Source organism: Arsenophonus endosymbiont of Crataerina pallida (assembly GCF_964020125.1).
Classification (GTDB): domain Bacteria; phylum Pseudomonadota; class Gammaproteobacteria; order Enterobacterales; family Enterobacteriaceae; genus Arsenophonus; species Arsenophonus nilaparvatae.
In genome coordinates this window covers 2391533-2411088 of sequence record NZ_OZ026540.1, presented here as the reverse complement: position 1 = coordinate 2411088, position 19556 = coordinate 2391533, and the positions used below count along the sequence as shown (strand labels likewise).

18 protein-coding genes are annotated in these 19556 nt (G+C 35.6%); 6 read left to right on the top strand and 12 right to left on the bottom strand.

Going from position 1 to position 19556, the window contains the following annotated elements; genetic code table 11:
* Positions 1-64: 64 nt before the first annotated feature.
* The 5 genes from ppx to purM form a co-directional block, all read right to left on the bottom strand.
* On the bottom strand, positions 65-1594 hold the full coding sequence (gene ppx, locus AACL31_RS12795; protein ID WP_310512008.1) for an exopolyphosphatase: 1530 nt from the start codon (positions 1592-1594) through the stop codon (positions 65-67).
* 4 nt (positions 1595-1598) lie between these two features.
* Positions 1599-3668, bottom strand: coding sequence for a polyphosphate kinase 1 (gene ppk1, locus AACL31_RS12790; RefSeq protein ID WP_310512007.1), 2070 nt, complete (start codon positions 3666-3668; stop codon positions 1599-1601).
* A 57-nt stretch (positions 3669-3725) separates the two neighbouring features.
* Complete coding sequence (gene speG / locus AACL31_RS12785) at positions 3726-4310, bottom strand: spermidine N1-acetyltransferase (RefSeq protein ID WP_032114887.1); 585 nt, start codon at positions 4308-4310, stop codon at positions 3726-3728.
* 277 nt (positions 4311-4587) lie between these two features.
* Entirely contained in the window at positions 4588-5229 is a 642-nt protein-coding gene (gene purN, locus AACL31_RS12780) for a phosphoribosylglycinamide formyltransferase (RefSeq protein ID WP_339053210.1), read from the bottom strand.
* Positions 5229-6269 carry a phosphoribosylformylglycinamidine cyclo-ligase gene (purM, locus tag AACL31_RS12775; protein WP_310512005.1) on the bottom strand — a complete coding sequence of 347 codons (1041 nt, stop codon included), beginning with the start codon at positions 6267-6269 and terminating at the stop codon, positions 5229-5231. The genes purN and purM overlap by 1 nt, the downstream gene beginning before the upstream one ends.
* 234 nt (positions 6270-6503) lie before the next feature.
* Here purM and upp point away from each other — a divergent pair, with 234 nt between their 5' ends.
* Positions 6504-7130: a uracil phosphoribosyltransferase gene (gene upp, locus AACL31_RS12770; RefSeq protein WP_310512004.1), complete on the top strand. Its 627-nt coding sequence runs from the start codon at positions 6504-6506 to the stop codon at positions 7128-7130.
* A 108-nt stretch (positions 7131-7238) separates the two neighbouring features.
* Here upp and AACL31_RS12765 read toward each other — a convergent pair whose 3' ends face one another.
* From AACL31_RS12765 to AACL31_RS12755, 3 genes are all read right to left on the bottom strand, one after another.
* Positions 7239-7976 (bottom strand): hypothetical protein, encoded by a 738-nt coding sequence (locus AACL31_RS12765; protein WP_310512003.1) that lies wholly within the window; start codon positions 7974-7976, stop codon positions 7239-7241.
* A 249-nt stretch (positions 7977-8225) separates the two neighbouring features.
* On the bottom strand, positions 8226-9065 hold the full coding sequence (locus tag AACL31_RS12760; protein ID WP_339053209.1) for a hypothetical protein: 840 nt from the start codon (positions 9063-9065) through the stop codon (positions 8226-8228).
* Between the two features lie 81 nt (positions 9066-9146).
* Positions 9147-10001: a hypothetical protein gene (locus tag AACL31_RS12755; RefSeq protein WP_310512001.1), complete on the bottom strand. Its 855-nt coding sequence runs from the start codon at positions 9999-10001 to the stop codon at positions 9147-9149.
* Positions 10002-10801: 800 nt separating this feature from the next.
* On the opposite strand from AACL31_RS12755, the gene uraA reads away from it, so the two are divergent.
* Together uraA and hda are read left to right on the top strand one after the other, a co-directional pair.
* A complete protein-coding gene (gene uraA / locus AACL31_RS12750) occupies positions 10802-12097 on the top strand; it encodes a uracil permease (protein ID WP_310512000.1) in 1296 nt (431 codons plus the stop codon).
* Between the two features lie 118 nt (positions 12098-12215).
* On the top strand, positions 12216-12926 hold the full coding sequence (hda, locus tag AACL31_RS12745; protein WP_310511999.1) for a DnaA inactivator Hda: 711 nt from the start codon (positions 12216-12218) through the stop codon (positions 12924-12926).
* A 40-nt stretch (positions 12927-12966) separates the two neighbouring features.
* On the opposite strand, the gene arsC is transcribed toward hda, so the two are convergent.
* Together arsC and AACL31_RS12735 are read right to left on the bottom strand one after the other, a co-directional pair.
* Positions 12967-13326, bottom strand: coding sequence for an arsenate reductase (glutaredoxin) (gene arsC / locus AACL31_RS12740; protein ID WP_310511998.1), 360 nt, complete (start codon positions 13324-13326; stop codon positions 12967-12969).
* 12 nt (positions 13327-13338) lie between these two features.
* On the bottom strand, positions 13339-14805 hold the full coding sequence (locus AACL31_RS12735) for a M48 family metallopeptidase (protein WP_339053208.1): 1467 nt from the start codon (positions 14803-14805) through the stop codon (positions 13339-13341).
* Between the two features lie 136 nt (positions 14806-14941).
* On the opposite strand from AACL31_RS12735, the gene AACL31_RS12730 reads away from it, so the two are divergent.
* A complete protein-coding gene (locus AACL31_RS12730) occupies positions 14942-16006 on the top strand; it encodes an AI-2E family transporter (protein ID WP_310511996.1) in 1065 nt (354 codons plus the stop codon).
* A 57-nt stretch (positions 16007-16063) separates the two neighbouring features.
* On the opposite strand, the gene bcp is transcribed toward AACL31_RS12730, so the two are convergent.
* Together bcp and AACL31_RS12720 are read right to left on the bottom strand one after the other, a co-directional pair.
* Positions 16064-16534, bottom strand: coding sequence for a thioredoxin-dependent thiol peroxidase (gene bcp, locus AACL31_RS12725; protein WP_032114898.1), 471 nt, complete (start codon positions 16532-16534; stop codon positions 16064-16066).
* Between the two features lie 108 nt (positions 16535-16642).
* Positions 16643-17110, bottom strand: coding sequence for an ACT domain-containing protein (locus tag AACL31_RS12720; RefSeq protein ID WP_310511994.1), 468 nt, complete (start codon positions 17108-17110; stop codon positions 16643-16645).
* A gap of 366 nt (positions 17111-17476) precedes the next feature.
* On the opposite strand from AACL31_RS12720, the gene dapA reads away from it, so the two are divergent.
* Positions 17477-18394: a 4-hydroxy-tetrahydrodipicolinate synthase gene (dapA, locus tag AACL31_RS12715; RefSeq protein WP_310511993.1), complete on the top strand. Its 918-nt coding sequence runs from the start codon at positions 17477-17479 to the stop codon at positions 18392-18394.
* Positions 18395-18403: 9 nt separating this feature from the next.
* Positions 18404-19453, top strand: a complete 1050-nt coding sequence (gene bamC, locus AACL31_RS12710) for an outer membrane protein assembly factor BamC (RefSeq protein WP_310511992.1) — start codon at positions 18404-18406, stop codon at positions 19451-19453.
* The last annotated feature ends 103 nt before the right edge of the window (positions 19454-19556 follow it).

The window sequence follows — 19556 nt, the reverse complement described above, 5'->3', positions numbered from 1 at the left end:
TAGAAAACAAGCAATTAAGTTAGATTTATGGTTGCTAGATTTTATTTTTAATCATACCAAAATATCAAGCAGATTCCTCTTTAATTTTTAGTTTCCAGCTAGGAACATCTTGCCAATATTTTTGTTCTTTTTCTAAATCTAGCAGCATTAACGCATTTTGCTGTAAATAGTGGGGAGGAAAATAGAGTGTCCAATGATTTTGATCGGTTTTCAAACGTAGTGAGTTTGGCGTGGTTGTCGATTGACGTTGATTATTAAGTAGCGTAGCTAACCGTAATAGTTGGATCATGGGTAAATATTGTTTTTTCTTAAATAGATTTAACTTAGGGAATTCATCAGCTTTGATACTTTTTTTATGATACCTGACCAATGTCGCTAGTAATAACTGTTGCTCTTGGTTAAATCCTGGCAGATTGGTGTTGTATAAAATATAGGCAGAATGACGATGTAAGCCATTATGATTGATATTTAATCCAACCTCATGCAGCATAGCGGCCCAGATAAGTAGCACTTTCAATTGTGGGTTAACCAACTTGGGATTTTGTTTTGCCCATTGTTGATAAAGGATCTCGATGGTTTTTGATACTCGCTGCGTTTGTTCTCGGTCAATATTATAATGTTCAGCTAAACTTAATGCGGTGCGTTGGCGAATGTCTTGATGACGAAAACGTCCTTCCATTTCATAGAGAACCCCTTCACGTAAAGCACCGTCAGAGAGCGTTAACTGCTTGATTTGCAGAGAATCAAATATGCCACATAAAATGGCTAATCCCGGAACAAAAACGTGAGCACGCTCTGCTGATAAGCCGGGTAGATCGAGTGACTTAAAATTTTTATACTTTAGTACTAATTTTTTTAGTTTAACTAAGCGCTCATGGGTGATGATGCCATCTGAATCACCCAACTGGCAAAGTACTTCATGAATTGCTTTTATGGTTCCTGAAGCACCAAAGGCATAGTCCCAACCTTGCATTTGATATTGGCAAGCAAGATTTTCCAGTTTTTGTCGGCTAGCAAAATAGGCGCGCGCAAAATTAGTTTCATTAATTAGATTATTAGCAAAAAATTGGCGGGCATAGCTGATGCAGCCCATTTTACGGCTTTCCATTAATAGAGGCTTAAAATTTTCACCAATAATAAGTTCTGTAGAGCCACCGCCAACATCGATCACCAGCTTCCGACCTTTTTCTGACTGGGTATGCTCAACCCCCATAAAAATCAGCCGCGCTTCTTCTTGGCCTGAAATAATTTCAATTGGGTAGGGTATAACGGCTTTAGCTCGTTGCAAAAACTCTTTGACGTTAACCGCTTCTCGTAAGGCATGAGTTCCAACTATGCAAACATTATCAGCGGTAAATCCTTGTAAACGTTCAGCAAAAAGCGCTAAGCAGGTCAAGGCACGCTGAATTGATTTTTCGCTTAATTTGTTATGTTCATCTAAACCGTCAGCCAGATGAACACGTTTTTTAATGCGGGTTAAAATCTGTAAGGCACCATTAACTATTCGCGCAACAATCATATGGAAGCTATTAGAGCCAAGATCTATGGCAGCAATTTCCATCGGCCTCGATGCTGAAGGTTTTATTAATGGCATAGTGTTAAGCTCTTGTTTCTGGATGTTCTAGTGATTTTAGATAATCGTAGACAGCAAGCTGTGCCTGGATCTTGCGTTTATTACCGCGTGGTACATAACGATTGGTTAACTCTTTATCGATATAACGCGCTTTAACGGTATCATTAAATTGTAATTCAAGAATGTCGAGCACGCGTTGTTTCAGTTGTTGATCAACCAATTTAACAGCCACTTCAATACGAAAATCGATATTGCGGGTCATCCAGTCAGCTGATGAGATGAAGACTTCTTCGTTGCCATTATTACTAAATACATAAACTCTGTCATGCTCAAGAAAACGGTCGACAATGCTAGTAACTTGAATATTTTCACTAAAATTAGCTTGGCCGGGAACCAGCGAACACATGCCTCGGATCAGCAGACGAATTTTTACGCCAGCTTTGGAGGCATCATAAAGACGATTAATTAACTCTTTGTCATCTAAGTTATTAATCTTTAGCAAGATAGCGGCCGCTTTTCCCGCTTGAACGTTGCTAATTTCCCGATCGATCAGTTGCGTCATCCGAGTGCGTGAATTTTGCGGCGAAACCATTAGATTTTCAAAATTGACAGGTCGGTAAGGGTTTTCAATAAAGTTAAATACCCGCCTTACTTCATTGGTAATTTGTTGATTTGCCGTTAATAAGGAATAGTCGGTATAAAGGCGAGCGGTTTTTTCGTTAAAATTTCCGGTGCCAATATGAGCATAACGAATAATTTCACCTTGTTCGAGACGAGAAATAATAAAAAGTTTAGCGTGGATCTTAAGGCCAGGTGCAGAGAAAATGACATGTACTCCGGCTTCGGTAAGATGCTTAGCCCAATGAATATTGGCTTCTTCATCAAATCTCGCTTGTAATTCAACCACCACGGTGACTTTTTTACCGTTGTGCGCTGCATGGATCATCGATTCAATAATGCGCGAATCCTTGGCTACACGATAAATATTGATTTTGATTGTCAATACGTTGGGATCAAAAGAGGCTTGGCGTAATAATTCTATCGTATGCTCAAAAGTGTAATAGGGATAATAGAGGAGAACATCTTTTTCTCTGATCGCATCAAAGCCATTACGGAAGTTATCAAAACGACGATGACGTAAACGCGGCAGTGGTTTATTCAGTAAATTTTTATTACCTTCGTTTGGAAATTTAATGAAATCTTTAAAGTTATGATAACGGCCACCGGCAATGACTGAATCATCACTTGATAGTCCGAGTTTTTTTCTCAGTAGTTCTACCATTTCATCAGGCATATTACGTTGATAAACAAAACGAACCGGTTCGGCATTAAGACGTTGTTTTAAACTGGATGACATCAACTCCAGCATGCTGGATTCCATCTCAGTAGTTAAATCATATTCCGCATCGCGCGTCATTTTCATCGCGTAGGCGTTTAATTGGTCATAGTCAAAAAAGCCTTTAAATATTTCGTCTAGACAATAACGCAAAATATTATCTAGCAGGATCATTGATTTCCTACGTTTTGGCATTTCAGGCGGTAAATGAACAAATCGAGGTTGTTTGCCTGCTGGAATTTCTAGTAAGGCATATTGAATATTTTGTCCCTTGATAATTTCAACGGCTAAATAGGTATAATCATCTTTTAAAAATTCAACTAAATCAGTTTCCGGCGTGATCAGGATAGGCGTAATATGCTGACGAAGTTGTTGGCGAAAAAATTGTCGTAACCAAATTTGTTGATTTGGCGAAATTTGCCGTTCATTAATTAGGAAAATTTGGTTACGCGCCATTTCAAGTAATAACTCGTTATATAATGAGTCAAATTCTTGATCCAGTTTGGCAACTTTGCTTTCAATTCGCTTTAATAGCTGGCGTGAACTGGATGCGGTTCCTCGTTCTTCATTAATTAATATACGTCGCTTAACATCAGCAAATCTAATTTTATAAAATTCTTCAAGGTTATTGGAATAAATGCCTAAAAATCGCATGCGTTCAATCAGCGGATTACGTTTATCTGCTGCTTCTTGCAAAACTCGCTCATTGAATGATAACCAACTGATCTCTTTTTCAGTATAGAGCCGATCTTGAGACATCTTTACTCCATAACCAATATTGTTATTTAGTAATACAGGATATTGATACTTAACAGCTTATCTGATTACTGATGATTTTTCAGGTGTTTTATTGGCCTCTGGTGAGAATTTTTTTCTCATTTCACTGTATTGATGTTGAAAAATACTCATCCGAATGACGGTACGATATTTACCATTAATAAAAAATTCATCAACCAAATCGCCTTCAATATGAAAGCCCAATTTTTTATAAATATGCAGCGCTTTGGTATTTTCTTTATCCACAATCAAGTAGACTTTATAGAGATTTAACACTGAAAAAGCATAATCCATCGCTAGGTTGGTGGCTTTGGCGGCATATCCTTTACCTTGAAAGGCCGGATCGATAATAATGCCAATTTCAGCTCGACGATGAATATAATTTATTTCTACTAATTCAATTAATCCAATTTTAGTGCCTTCATTTTCAATAATAAACCGACGCTCTAACTGATCATGAATGTGTTTGTCATACAGATCACTTAATTCAACAAAAGCTTCATAAGGCTCTTCGAACCAATAACGCATAACACTGGCGTTATTATCTAATTGATGGACAAATGGGAGATCTTCACGTTCTAAAGGTCGTAGTGTAATTGACTCATTTTTTTTGCCAGTAGGCATTGGATACCTCGATTGGGAGTAAAACTTAGCATATTAAAATAGTTACTATGGATGTTCTGTATTTTTAGTCGGTTTGGTTAGTAAAGAATAGCAGAATCAAGCTGAGTGATAAATGAGAGCAATTATATTTTAACAATAAACTCAGTTTTCGATAACTAATTAGTTAAGTATTGGTTGATTATTACTACAAAATTATCAATTAGAATTTGTATCAATATGGGTTAGCATCAGTATACAAAATTGTGATGCCATTGGCATCACATAGGGACAGATACTGCTAATCTTCATTAGCATAACCGTATTCAGGTAGTTTACAGCCATCCAGGAAGGCTGAATTATTAACCATAGCTAAACGGCCTTTAACAAACCAATTAATAACTAATGGATAAATACGATGCTCTTGTGTTTGAACGCGCGCAATAATATCTTGCGGTTGATCTCCGGCAAAGATAGGCACTTTAGCTTGTAAAATAATTGGACCTGCATCCAATTTCTCAGTGACAAAGTGAATCGAAGTACCGTGCTCTTTATCTCCGTTTGCTAGCGCTTTACGGTGAGTATCTAATCCGGGATACTTAGGTAATAAGGAAGGGTGAATATTAATTATTTTACCTAAATAATGGCTGACAAAGCGTGGCGTGAGAATGCGCATGTAACCTGCCAACACGATCAGATCTGGCTGATATCGTGCTATTTCGGTCATCAGTGAAGCATCATAAGCATGGTTATCCGCGTAATCCGTTTTTTGCATCACGACAGTTGGGATCGCGGCTTGCTTGGCCCGTTCTAAACCATAAGCAGTTGGATTATCACTGAAAACTGCACTAATTTTTGCGGCAATACTTTGTTTTTGGCAAGCATTAATAATGGCTTGTAAATTACTGCCATTGCCAGAAATTAATACTACAAAATTTTTCATTAGCTGATTGTTACCTGCGGTTCATCCGCGTTGATCTCGACAATTTTACCAATTTGCCAGGCTTTTTCACCCAGTTGATTGAGTAGTTGTAATGTATCAGAGACTTCTTCTGCGGGTAAAACAATTAACATGCCAACACCACAATTGAAGGTGCGGTACATTTCATGGGTCGATACATTACCGGTTTGTTGTAACCAACTAAATATCGCCGGCCATTGCCAGCTAGCGCTATCGATCTGCGCTTGGGTATTGGCGGGTAAAACCCGTGGAATATTTTCCCAAAAGCCACCACCGGTTATATGGGCAATGGCATGAATATTCTGTTTTTCAATCAACGCTAGAATATTTTTAACATAGATGCGTGTTGGGGCTAATAAATGATCAGCCAGTGACTTATTTTCTAGTTGTACTGTGGCTGGATCTATTTGGTTTAACTGTAAAATTTTTCTAATTAATGAATAACCATTGGAATGGGGGCCACTAGCGCCTAACGCAATTAGGGTATCGCCAGCTTTAACTTTGCTACCATCAATAATTTTTGTTTTTTCGACCACGCCAACACAAAAACCTGCTATATCATAATCTTCACCATGATACATACCAGGCATCTCTGCTGTTTCACCGCCGACTAGAGCACAGCCTGATTGTTTACAGCCTGCTGCAATGCCTTTGATCACGCTGGTCGCTGTATCGACGGCTAGTTTACCGGTGGCGTAATAATCGAGAAAAAAGAGTGGCTCGGCACCTTGAACAATCAAATCATTAACGCACATAGCAACTAAATCAATGCCAATTGTATCATGGCGTTTTAAGTCCATTGCTAATCGCAGTTTTGTTCCGACACCATCTGTGCCTGAAACTAAGATTGGCTCACGATATTTTTGTGGTAAGGCACACAGTGCGCCAAAGCCGCCTAATCCTCCCATTACTTCTGGGCGGCGGGTTTCTTTAACAGCACCTTTAATACGTTCGACCAGTGTATTACCTGCATCGATATTGACACCAGCATCTTTATAGCTGAGAGAAATTTTATCTGTCACAGCAAGCTCCCAAGGCGATTGCATTTAGTAAAATAGATGGAAACAGAAATAATTCTACCAGCCTAAGCAAACGTTTGCGAGATACTTATTTTGGTTTTCATAATAAAACTCAAGAGCCAGCAAAAGTGAATTCCCTGCAAGAAAAACCTTAATCTATCAGTGGAACAGGTTTGAAAAAGCGCTATAATCTGATAATTTTTTATTTGTAGATGGTTTGTACTGAAGGAGAGTAGCGTGAAAATCGTTGAGGTAAAACACCCGTTAGTTAAACATAAATTGGGCTTATTGCGGGATAAAGATATTAGCACTAAACGTTTTCGTGAATTGGCCTCAGAAGTGGGCAGTCTGTTAACTTATGAAGCAACAGCAAATTTAGAAACAGAAACAATTGCAATAGAAGGATGGTGTGGGCAGGTAAACATCGAGCAAATTAAGGGAAAAAAAATTACTGTCGTGCCAATTTTACGTGCTGGATTGGGAATGATGGATGGGGTGCTGGAAAATGTTCCCAGTGCCCGTATAAGTGTTGTGGGTGTTTATCGTGATGAAAAGACGCTGGAGCCTATTCCATATTTTCAAAAGCTGGCTTCAAATATTAATGAACGGATGGCATTGGTTGTTGATCCGATGTTGGCCACAGGCGGTTCAATGATTGCCACGATTGATTTACTTAAAAAAGAGGGTTGTCATGCTATTAAAATATTGGTACTAGTTGCCGCGCCGGAAGGTATTAAGGCACTGGAAGCTGCTCATCCTGATGTTGAACTTTATACCGCATCTATTGATGATCATTTGGATGAACATGGTTATATTGTTCCTGGTTTGGGTGATGCGGGCGATAAGATATTTGGTACCAAGTGACATTTATTGTTTATGTTATTTTTTATTAATTATAGTTATTGAGAGCTAATAAGATTGGATAGAGATACCAATCTTATTAAGTTTGAATATTATTTTAAATTTAGGGCGTTAATTTTTCGGTGTTTTTTTCACTCTATTTCTATCTAACCAACGTTTTAGTCCTGCATAGGTTTTATTTAATTCAACTTTGGCATTTTCTACCGTTAGTTTGTTGTGATCAAAAACAAACTCTTGAGCGACATAATTAAAACTATAGCCGGAAGCGGGATTAGAATAGAGACTGTAATAGAACAATTTGGCTTGATTATCTGCTTTTATGATAGGGGTAATAAATTGAATAAAATTATGATCCTCTTCATTAAATTTTACAAAATCTGTTAGATGAGTTGTTAATTCATGGATTAAACTAGCGCGTTCATTATTGTCAATAAATTTATGCGTGGCAATAATGTGTTCAGCTAATTGCTGTGGGTTGGTAGTTTTGAAACTACTTGAACGATTATTAAAATTTGAAATATAGTTACAGTTTCTAATTTGATAAAGATACTCTAGGTAGTTCCGTAAATAAAGCGATGCATTATCTAATGAATTAGTTGGCGCCCATTTTGATTCATCACGGATATTAGTTATAATTGTAGTAATAAAATTTGTCGGTGAAGCTGCCAGTTTCTTGGCATTTGTGTCTAAATCGCTATTTTCATTCCATTGATTGTCATCTTGAATGGCTTTTTCTTTGCCTTGACCAAATATTTCAGCACAGCCTAATAAATGGCTAATATTTTCACCACTATATTTTGACGTATCAATAAAATTATCAATATCATTAAATTTATTTGTATTTATCATAAGGATGCCTTAAATTAAAATAATTGATTTTATAATTTATTCAATTTAATTTTTATTAAAAAGTTTTGCATTCACTAATTTAAAATATATCGTTATAATTTTATTAAATAAAATCGTAACAAATATATTTTTAAATATTAACTAGATCACTGTGTTGTTATTTAATTTTAATACATCATGTATAATTGCTTAGGATGTAAGAAAAATTATTAGTATTTTTTGTTTTTATAATCTGAGTAGTAAAGTGTATTAATTAAAGCACAGCAAATAGTTATTATTTTCTACTTTAGTATTGTTTTGTTTTAACCAATCAGAAAGTAGCGTAAAATCAACTTGAAAAAGACTTTTTATATCATCAGATGATAAGTTAAAATCCATAAAGTGAAGTGTTAATCTTGATAAATCAATTTCAAAATTATATTCTTCATCAGGTTTATTTTTTTCTGTTTCTATATCGAAGCTAAAAGTTACTTTTGAGGAGTAAAGTTGTAGTTTAACTATATTTTTTCTTGAACTTAAAATAGTATGTGTAAATAAAATTGTAGTATTATCTTCATTAACTTTAGCTAAAGAGTTTTTGATTAATTTTTTTAGTGATGAATAAATTTCTTGATATTCTTTTTGAGAAGTATATGAATAAAAATCAGTTATTTTTTCAAGTAATTGTTGATAATTATTAGCTTCGTAATTGACATTGCTGCTAGTGTATTCATCAGTGACAAACATGTTTGTTTCTTGTAGAGCAGCAATATATTCATAATATTTTTTTTCATTGCCTTCATTATCAGGTTCATCAGGCGCCCAACCGCTATAGTCTTTGGCTATGGTTAATAAACAAGTTACCACATGTTGTGGGTAGTCAAGTAATTTTGTCGCAAGATTAACATCATTATATCGATACATATCTTTTAATAGGGATTCTGCCGCTAATGCTTTTTCGATATCGTCCCCCAAGCTCAAAGAGCCACTGGTTACTAACTTTGCTTGCTGGCTAGTTTCTTGATTTTTAATATTATTAATAACCTCAGATTTTTTATTATAGGCTTTATTTAGCAGCAAATGTAGCATTTCATTTTGTTTTTTTGACATAATTTAATTCCTTTGATTGTAAATATTATTAATATATTTATAATATAATTTGTCTTATTAAGTCCTAATGATGAATAATTATTATTTTTCTAAACAGGTTGCACAATCATCTTTATTTCCTTTATTTGGTGTTTTTACCCGACATAACCAGCATTTTAGGTCGTTTCTTGTTTCACCAACGATCATTTTTGCCATTTCTATATCCAACATATGAGTATGAAAAGTCATAACCAGGTTATTTAATTGTACACGTGATTTATATTTATCTGCTGGTGCATTTTTACCGTTTCCACCACTGTTTCTTGCTAATTCGATATTAGAGGTATTAATATAAAAATTTAAGTCATTTTTACTTTTGGAATCAATGACACCTTGGGTAAATGTAGTATCAGTATTTTTCAGTTCTGCGTGGGATAGTGCTGCCTTGGCCAGATCAGTTACTGATTTTTTAATTTTATTTTTATCAAATCCGGAAATTCCCTCAAATATATTAACGACCTTATCAATCAAATCATTATAATTCTCGTATTGATAATTAACGTCGATAGATCTATCTGATGAAATCATCAAAAAAGGATTCTCTCTCATCAGGTTAGTATAATTAGCATAAGCATGAACATTACCTATTAGGTTGGGTTTTGTCGCATTGTATCCAGCACTCGTCATTGCCATTGTACTCATCATTGCTAGTGCATTAGCGGGTGATTTTACTAATTCTTCTGCGGTTTTATCAGGTGAAGCACCGCTACTGTTCACTTCGTAAAGAAGAGCAGAAACGGCTAAGTCAGCATCTTGCTGTGCGCCAATAATTTCTCCGCTAGAAGCGATAATCTTTGAATCATTATAACCTGTGAATGTTGGTGCTGGTATTGCTTTAAGCATTTTGAACCAATTAGCAAGTTTTTCATATTCTGTATTCATGTCTATCGTTTTCATAATATTCCTTATTTAAAGTTTAAATATCACTCGAATTAACTTAATTAGAAATTTACTTAATTTGGTTAATAAGATGCCTTGTTTATAATAAAAGTAAAGTTAAAAATAAATAATTTTTCATTATAATAAAGTTATTTATTAATTTAAGAAGGTTATTAATTAATATAAACTTGTTATTTTACATTACAAAAATAATTTTTACTTTAAATGCTTTTAAAATAACTTAAAATTTATATTTATTATAAGCATGAGTGTTTTTTAATATAATAAAACAATAAATATAATTATAGGTTTATTTTTCACAAGCTAAATGATTTAATTAATTAAGAATGTGGGTTTGTTAATGTATTTTAACTGTATATTATATTGGGATGTTAAATGTCCATTTTTTGTAAGTTAATGCTTAGAATAAAAGTTACCTGATGTAATTATAGGCAACATGTGATTGATTTATTTTTTTGTTCTTATTTATATATCTATATTTAATATAACCTAAAAAATAACTTTATTAATTGATATTTTATATTGAATTTTAATGCTTGGTATAAGTTATTTTTTATCAATAGATAAAAAATAAAGTTCAGTGCACTGTGAGGACAGAAAAATTTTTTATGAATAACTATTTTTGTTTTTTATAGATAAGTTAGTTTAAGGATTTTATTACCATTATGTTAATATGGTTTAACGAATATTTCATACAATTTTCTGTTATGAAATTAAAATATCAAAACGTGGGCTTTATTGATGAGTTTTGATGAGTAATAATATATTAATTATGAGTTATCAAGAGGACATTAATCATGACCAGCCGTGTAATTGGCGTAGCAGAAAGGCCGCCGTTAAGAGAAACCATTCCATTAAGTTTTCAGCATCTGTTTGCTATGTTTGGGGCGACAGTATTAGTCCCCATTTTATTTCACATCAATCCTGCAACCGTTCTATTGTTTAATGGTATTGGTACACTACTCTATTTGATCATTTGTCGGGGGCGTATTCCTGCTTATCTGGGCTCAAGTTTTGCTTTTATTTCACCAGTTTTATTGTTATTACCGCTAGGTTATGAGTTAGCATTGGGCGGATTTATTATTTGTGGGCTACTTTTTTGTTTAGTCGCACTGATTGTAAAAATAGCAGGTAGAAATTGGATCAATATTATTTTCCCCCCTGCGGCAATGGGCGCGATTGTTGCGGTTATTGGTCTGGAATTAGCGCAAACGGCGGCTGTCATGGCAGGGCTTTTACCTAAAGCGGATATTCCGGTTGATTCAAGCAGTTTGATTATTTCAGTGGTGACGTTGATCGTGACCATTCTATGTTCGGTAGTTTTTCGTGGTTTTTTAGCTATTATTCCTATTTTGCTTGGTGTGATTGTCGGCTATTTACTTGCATTTTTAATGGGAAAAGTGGATTTAACTCCAGTTATTACTGCTCCATGGTTTTCATTACCAACATTTTATTCTCCACGATTTGAGTGGTTTGCTATTTTGACTATTTTGCCTGCAGCGCTAGTTGTTATTGCGGAACATGTAGGTCATTTGGTTGTGACCGCGAATATTGTTGGGCGGGATTTATTAAAAGATCCTGGTTTACACCGTTCAATGTTTGCTAATGGTTTATCAACTACCATTTCGGGATTTTTTGGTTCAACACCGAATACTACCTATGGTGAAAACATCGGTGTAATGGCGATAACTAAAGTATATAGCACCTGGGTAATTGGTGGTGCGGCAATTTTAGCTATCTTGCTTTCCTGTGTTGGTAAATTAGCGGCGGCAATTCAGCTTATTCCTGTTCCTGTGATGGGGGGCGTTTCCCTATTACTTTATGGTGTTATAGCGGCATCAGGTATCCGAGTGTTAATTGATTCTCGGGTAGATTATAATAAACCACAAAATCTAATATTGACTTCCGTTATTCTGATTATTGGGGTAAGTGGTGCGACTATCCATATTGGTGCTGCTGAGTTGAAGGGGATGGCGCTTGCTACCATTATCGGTATTATTATGTCGTTAGTTTTTCGCCTGATTAATATTATTCGTCCGGAAAAAACTTATATAACTACTAAGCTTGAGTCGGTAGAGACGATTAAAAAATAGCTAATTTTTACTGGAATAATAGGTAAATTATTAGTTTCATCGGATGATATTGTTTAAGTTCATCTAATTACAACTTTTGTGTTAAGCTGTATGTGTTTTCTTATCTATACAGAAAGAGGTGCTTCTGAATACGCCGTCGCAGCTTTCATTACCTTTATCCACGCCTGATGATGAAACCTTTGCCAGTTTTATTACTGGCGAAAATGGTATTTTATTAGCGGCTATCAAATCTGCTATTAATCAATCCCATAGCAGCTATATTTATTTTTGGTCTCAGCAAGAAGGTAGTGGAAAAAGTCATTTATTACACGCTGCATGTAGTGAATTGTCACAAAAAGGCGAGGCAGTTGGTTATGTTCCTCTGGATAAACGTAGCTATTTTGTCCCTGATGTTTTAGACGGTATGGAACATTTAGCTCTGGTTTGCATTGATAATGCTCATTGTATTGCCGATGATGAAGAGTGGGAAATAGCACTTTTTAATTTATATAATCGTATCTTGGAAAACGGCAAAAGCTGTTTATTGATAACCGGTGATAGGCCGCCTAGGTTGATTGATTTAGCATTACCTGATTTAGCATCCAGACTTGATTGGGGACAGATCTATAAACTTCATCCACTGAGTGATGAAGATAAGATCCAGGCACTGCAATTACGCGCTAAATTACGCGGTTTCGAGTTATCTGAAGAGGTTAGTCGTTTTGTTTTAAAGCGTTTGGATAGGAAAACCCGCACATTATTTACTATGTTAGATGAGTTAGATCATGCTTCGATTGTTGCTCAACGTAAACTGACTATTCCCTTTGTTAAGGATATTCTTAAACTTTAATTTAAGAGGTAAACTTATTTTACCTCTTAAAGATACAGGGTTATTTAAATAGCTTTTTTACTTGTTCTGGTGGACGTCCTAGCTGAGCATGGTTATCAACGACAACGATAGGTCGCTCAATCAATATTGGGTTATCATGCATTGCTTGCAGTAAGATATCATCTGATAACGAGCTGTCAGATAAATTAAGTGTTTGATAAATTGTTTCGTTGCTTCTCATTAATTGACGCGGTTCAGTGAAACCCAGTTGTGAAAGTAAAGTTTTCAAGTTATTAATACTTGGTGGTGTTTTAAGATATTCAATGATGCGTGGTTTAACCCCCATATCTTCTAAAAGCTGTAGGGTTTGTCGACTTTTTGAACAACGAGGGTTATGGTAAATCGTCACTTGTTGAGACATAAGGTAATTTCCTTAGCGTTTTTGTAATTGTTTATCACGTGTTTGTAACTGGCGTAGTGTATCAATACGGGCATCATATCTTGCTTGATCATAACTACCGGTTTTTGTTAGCCGACTGGCATCGGTAAGATATTGAATGGCAGTACCATAATTACCACGCAAAGCCATACCTTCTGCATAAGCTGCTAACTGTTCACTACGCTTACCTTGCTTAGCTGAAACTTCTGCCAACAAAGTCCAACCATTTAAGTCATTGGGGTTATCGAAGGTGTATTTACGCAATAATTGACTGCCTTGATCATACTGATTATTAGCAATATAGGCATTTGCCAGATTAATTTGTAGAATTGGGTCATTTGGTGTTTTGGTTAGTGCATTTTGTAAACGAGAAATAGCCTTTAGTGGCTGATTTAACCCTATATCTATATCGGTCATTAGATCAATAAACCAGGGATTAGCAGGTTGCTTAGCCAAAAGTAAGCGCACAATGTTGCCAGCAGCCTGATATTTTTTATCTTCATTAAGTTGTAGCGCATGACCATAATCAGCCGCCATTCTTTCTTTAGTATCACCTTGGCTATACTGAGATAAAATTTGTACAAGGATCGGTTTTTGCCCGTCTGTATACATGGCAAGAATGCGTACCCGAGCTAGCATAAAATCCAATGATGGTGGGAGATCCACTTTCGGATATTGATTTGAACGATTTAGTGCATCCGCTAAACGACTATCTGGTAATGGATGGGTTAATAGCATCTCAGGTGGTTTTGACATATAACGGCTCTGATCGGCTAAAATTTGCATAAAATCAGACATGGCGCGCGGATCGAATCCGGCGCGACGTAAAGTCTGTATACCAATTCGGTCAGCTTCTTGTTCGTTAGATTGAGTAAAGCTTATTATACCTTGTTGCACACCCGCTAATGTTCCTGTCTGTGCCGCAATACCTGCTTGTGGATTAGCCATCACTAACAGTGCTGAACCAATGGCGCCTATCCAGGCCAATGGTGCATTCCGTTCACGATCTTCTAGCATACGGGCAAGATGTCTTTGTGTTACATGAGAAATTTCATGGGCAATCACTGAGGCCAGCTGACTTTCATTTTGGCTATAACGAAACAGGGCAGAATGGAGAACGACGTTGCCACCAAAATAAGCGTAAGCATTAATATTAGGATTATTTATCAGGTAAAAATGGAACGGAGTTTTTACTGAGTGGGCATTTTTTACTAAGCGCATGCCAAGATGATTAATATATTGGTTTAACAAGGGATCGTAAATAAGTGGTGTGCTAGCACGTAATTGGCGAGTTAGTGCGTCACCAATAACGATCTCTTGATCAATAGTTAGTGTACCACCTGCTGTGGTACCAATATCGGGCAAATTATCTTCAATAGCGGTATAAACAGGCTTCATAGGAACTGCTAACATTATTGTTATTACAAGAGTAATGAGTGGTTTAGTAAATTTTGTATTCATAAACCGGAAGTATCCCTTACGATTGATTATATTGTTAAATGATATTTTTTATGATAGCAAAGCTTACTGGATAATCTGTCAATTGGTATAATTTCGTGGATTAAAAGACTAATTTACCACATTCAGGAGTGAATATATGCTGGAGATGTTTTTGCAATGGTATCGTCGAAGATTTTCAGATCCTCAGGTCGTTGCATTGTTTATCAGCCTGATTATCGGTTTTTGTATCATATTCTTTTTTCATGATATTTTAGCTCCTTTATTAGTTGCTATCGTGTTGGCTTATTTACTTGAATGGCCAACCCAACAACTGGGTAAGTTAGGCTTATCAAGGCTAATGGCGGCGTCCATTGTACTGACAATATTTATGGGTATTAGTGCCATGGTTTTTTTAATTATTGTGCCCATTGTCTGGCAGCAAGGCATGAATTTATTATTTGATTTACCTTCAATGGTAAATAGCTTTAATGAATATGCCAAAGCATTTCCTGAACGCTATCCCGCTTTAGTTGATGCCGGTATTATTGATATGATAGCGGATAATTTACGCGGTCGCTTATCGACTTTAGGTGAATCTGTGGTTAAGTATTCTGTTGCTTCGCTTATTGGTATTATTACCATAGCAATATATCTGGTTTTAGTACCACTAATGGTATTTTTTCTACTGAAAGATAAGACTAAAATAATACGTGGTTTACAACGTATTTTACCCCGTGATCGGTTATTGGTCGGACAAGTTTGGCAGGAAATGAACCAACAGATCACTAACTATATCCGTGGTAAAGTTATTGAAATGGTTATTGTTGGTATCTGTACTTATATCGCCTTTGTTTTTTTAGGTTTGCGCTACTCGCTATTTTTGTCAGTACTAGTCGGTATTTCTGTCTTGATCCCCTATATTGGTGTGGTGGTGGTTACCATCCCAGTAGTTTTAGTTGCTCTTTTTCAATGGGGTATTGGACCTGACTTTTGGACTTTACTAATCGCTTATTTAATTGTTCAAGGGCTTGATGGCAATTTATTGGTGCCCATTTTATTCTCTGAAGCGGTTAATTTGCATCCGTTAGTTATTATTTTATCTGTCGTAGTATTTGGTGGGCTTTGGGTTTTTTGGGGGGTATTTTTTGCCATTCCATTGGCAACTTTAATTAAAGCCGTTATGCATGTGTGGCCAGAAGATAATCTCGTAACTGAAAAATAATTTTTTAATTGTTAATTGCCACCAAAACAGGCAGGGGCAATTAACAATCGATTTTAATCACGGATGAGTATTAAGATAATTCAGTACAATTTGGTGATGATCACTAGTTTTAAATTTGTCAAACACATGTTCAATCTCACCTTTTGCATTAATCAGAAAACTGATGCGATGAATGCCATCAAACGTTTTCCCCATAAATTGCTTTGCTCCCCATACACCGAATTTTTCCGCTACCTCATGCTTATGATCCGATAGTAATGTAAAGTTTAGCATCTCTTTTTCAGTGAAACGTAATAACTTTTCTGCTTTATCAGTACTTATACCAAAAACTTCAACACCCATTTGTTTTAATTTATCCATTTCGTCACGTAATCCACAAGCTTGTATTGTACAGCCAGGAGTCATTGCTTTAGGATAAAAATAAATCAAAATTCGTTGACCAAGATAATCAGATAAATTGATTATTTCGCCATCTTGGTCAGGAAGGCTAAATTGGGGGGCCTTATCACCGGCTTTCAATGGGCTCATTAGATTCTCTCCGTTTAATTCTATATGTTATTGCGATTTGCTGATAATGCTAATTGTACATTGGACATTTAATTTTGTGCACAATTGTTTAAATCTATTTTTGTTAATTCACTCATTATCACCAATAAAACTTTGGGCATTCATATCAATTTCAAGTTGTTGATCATATTTGTTTGTCGCTGGTTGTATTTTTGCAACCAGTTTGGCTAGGTTGAAGTTATGAGTGATAAATAAACAAGTAAATTGTTCAACTATAGCGGGAGCGACATTAACAATAACATTGGCAATTATTATTGAAAAATATTCTTTATAAACGCCAGAAGTGGTTTTTTGCATAATAGATAATAATTTTAATTCAGAATCATTCTTAAGCAACATTGCTTCTATTAAAGAAATTGATTGCCTGCTATCTGATAACATCATAATAAAGAAGAATTGTTTGCCAAATATAGCGATAAAGCTATCTTCAATATTACATTGACATTTGTTGACCAGTTGGATAACGGTATTAATCTTACCGGGATGATCTGCAACAAGTACAATAATAATGATTGATTGTTGTTCACTATGTGGCAAGTCGTTTTCCTTATAAATTTATGATTTCTGAATATCTTATGGTAACCATAAAAAAAAGCTCCTGCCAAGATAAAAAAACAAATATATCAATATAATAAGTTTACATACTGAGTAGTGATAAAATGATATTTGATGGAATGAAATGTTCACATTTTTGCTGATTTTATAATTTTAAAAGATTTATTTGCTGATAAAATAATAAATTGAACGAGAAAAATAAACTGGAAATAGGATGATAATCATTATGTATTTTTCTTAAAACAGAGTGGTTATTAATAAATTTCATTAAATTTTGTGTATAAGAAGGTTTTTTTCTTTAGACTGAAAAAGTACCATAATTTTAATGTCTCATTTAGGAAAAAGGTTATGGTTAATAATTCTATTAAATATCGGAATTTTTTGCGTGGCAGTCTTGCTGCGATTGTTACCCCAATGGATATAAAAGGGCAAATAGATAAACCCAGTCTGAAAAAACTGATTGATTATCATGTTAATAATGGCACAACTGCGATTGTATCTGTTGGTACAACTGGAGAATCAGCAACACTTGATCATAGTGAGCACTTGGATGTGGTATTGACGACATTAGAGTATGCTGATGGCAGAATTCCGATTATTGCAGGCAGTGGCGCAAATGCTACCAAACAAGCTATTGCATTAACTAAATCTTTGGAAAAAACGGGGGTTGTTGCCTGTTTGGCGGTAACACCATACTATAACAAACCTTCACAAGAAGGACTTTATCAGCATTTTAAAGCGATTGCCGAACAGACAGATTTACCGCAAATCTTATACAATGTTCCTTCGCGCACCGGTTGTGATTTATTGCCCGAGACAGTTGCCAGATTAGCAAAGTTAGGTAATATTGTTGCCCTTAAGGAAGCTAGTGGTGATTTAAGTCGTGTGAATCGCATTCGCAGATTAATTAATGATGAAAATTTTATTTTGCTTAGCGGTGATGATGCAACTGCGTTAGAATTTATGCAATTAGGTGGGCAAGGGGTAATTTCAGTAACAGCCAATATTGCCGCCAAATTAATGGCTGAAATATGCAAATTAGCATTATCAGAAAAGTATGCCGAAGCGCATAAGTTAAATTATCGACTAAGTGAATTGCATCATCAATTATTTATTGAGCCTAATCCGATTCCAGTTAAATGGGCTTGCTATCAGTTAGGACTTATTAATTCTGATACATTGCGCTTACCGATGACACCATTAACACTGACCGGTCAGATAGCGGTACAAAAGGCGCTAAAGATCGCTAATTTACAAAAAATTTAGGGAAATTTAATGGCAACAATATTGCACAAATCAAAGGCTATTAAGCTTGCAGGGCTGTCACTCGCTATATTTTTGGTAGCCTGCACGAGCAATCAACGTTATAAGCGTCAAGTCAGTGGTGACGAATCATATTTAAATACACCTCCGTTAAAACATTTGACGATCCCTCAAGGTATATCGTTACCGTTACAAAACGGTGAATATGATATTCCGCCAGCTAATCAAAATGGTGCTGTAGGTAAAGCATTAGATATTCGTCCTCCTATTCAAACACTTTCGTTACTTAGTGATACCCATACCGAAAATAGCCTAACCGCGAGTCGCTTATTTTTAACTAATACAGCTGAAAACAGCGCCCTTTGGTCGCAAATTAACGCTATTTTGCAACAAAAAATGATTAAAGTTAGGCAAAAAAATGATCCTGACCACTCCTTGATTACCGATTGGATTACCTGGCCGCGAGGAGATGAAGATATTGCGATACAAACCCGACAGAAAATTCAGCTGAACCCACAAAATAATCAAATAGTCATCACGGTAACTAATGAAGGTATAAAGCAGGGTGAAGAGAGCATCACCGATCAGGCAGAAATACAGCGCTATAATATTTTAATGTTAAATGAGTTGATTGATTCAATAAATAAGCTGCGTAGTACCGCAACCAGTTCTGGTGCCCAAGGTCGTTATGCCATTATTGATGTGCAAACGGGTAGTGATAGCAGTGGCTTACCTCAAATAATTGTACGTGCGCCTTATGATGTTGTTTGGGATAGATTACCCTCTGTGCTTGAAAGCATTGGTATGCAAGTTGGTGACCGTAGTCGTTCGACCGGATCAATTACCCTCACTTTTAATGGTATGAGTGATAGTGATTGGCAAGCGATTGGCGTCGATAATCCAACCATGACAAAAGGGGATTATAAATTACAAGTTGGCGATATGAATAATCGTAGTAGTCTGCAATTTATGGCGGTAAAAGGGACAACCTTAACACAAAAACAAAATGATGAAATGGTCTCGGCATTAAAAGCGGCGTTTAGTAAAGTGAGTAGTAATTAGTTAATAAAACTGGGTTTATTACGATTAGCTATAACATTGCTTATATAAATGATGTATGGTTGGTAGTGATTTATTCACTATGGATCATCTGTTTTTTTGTTTT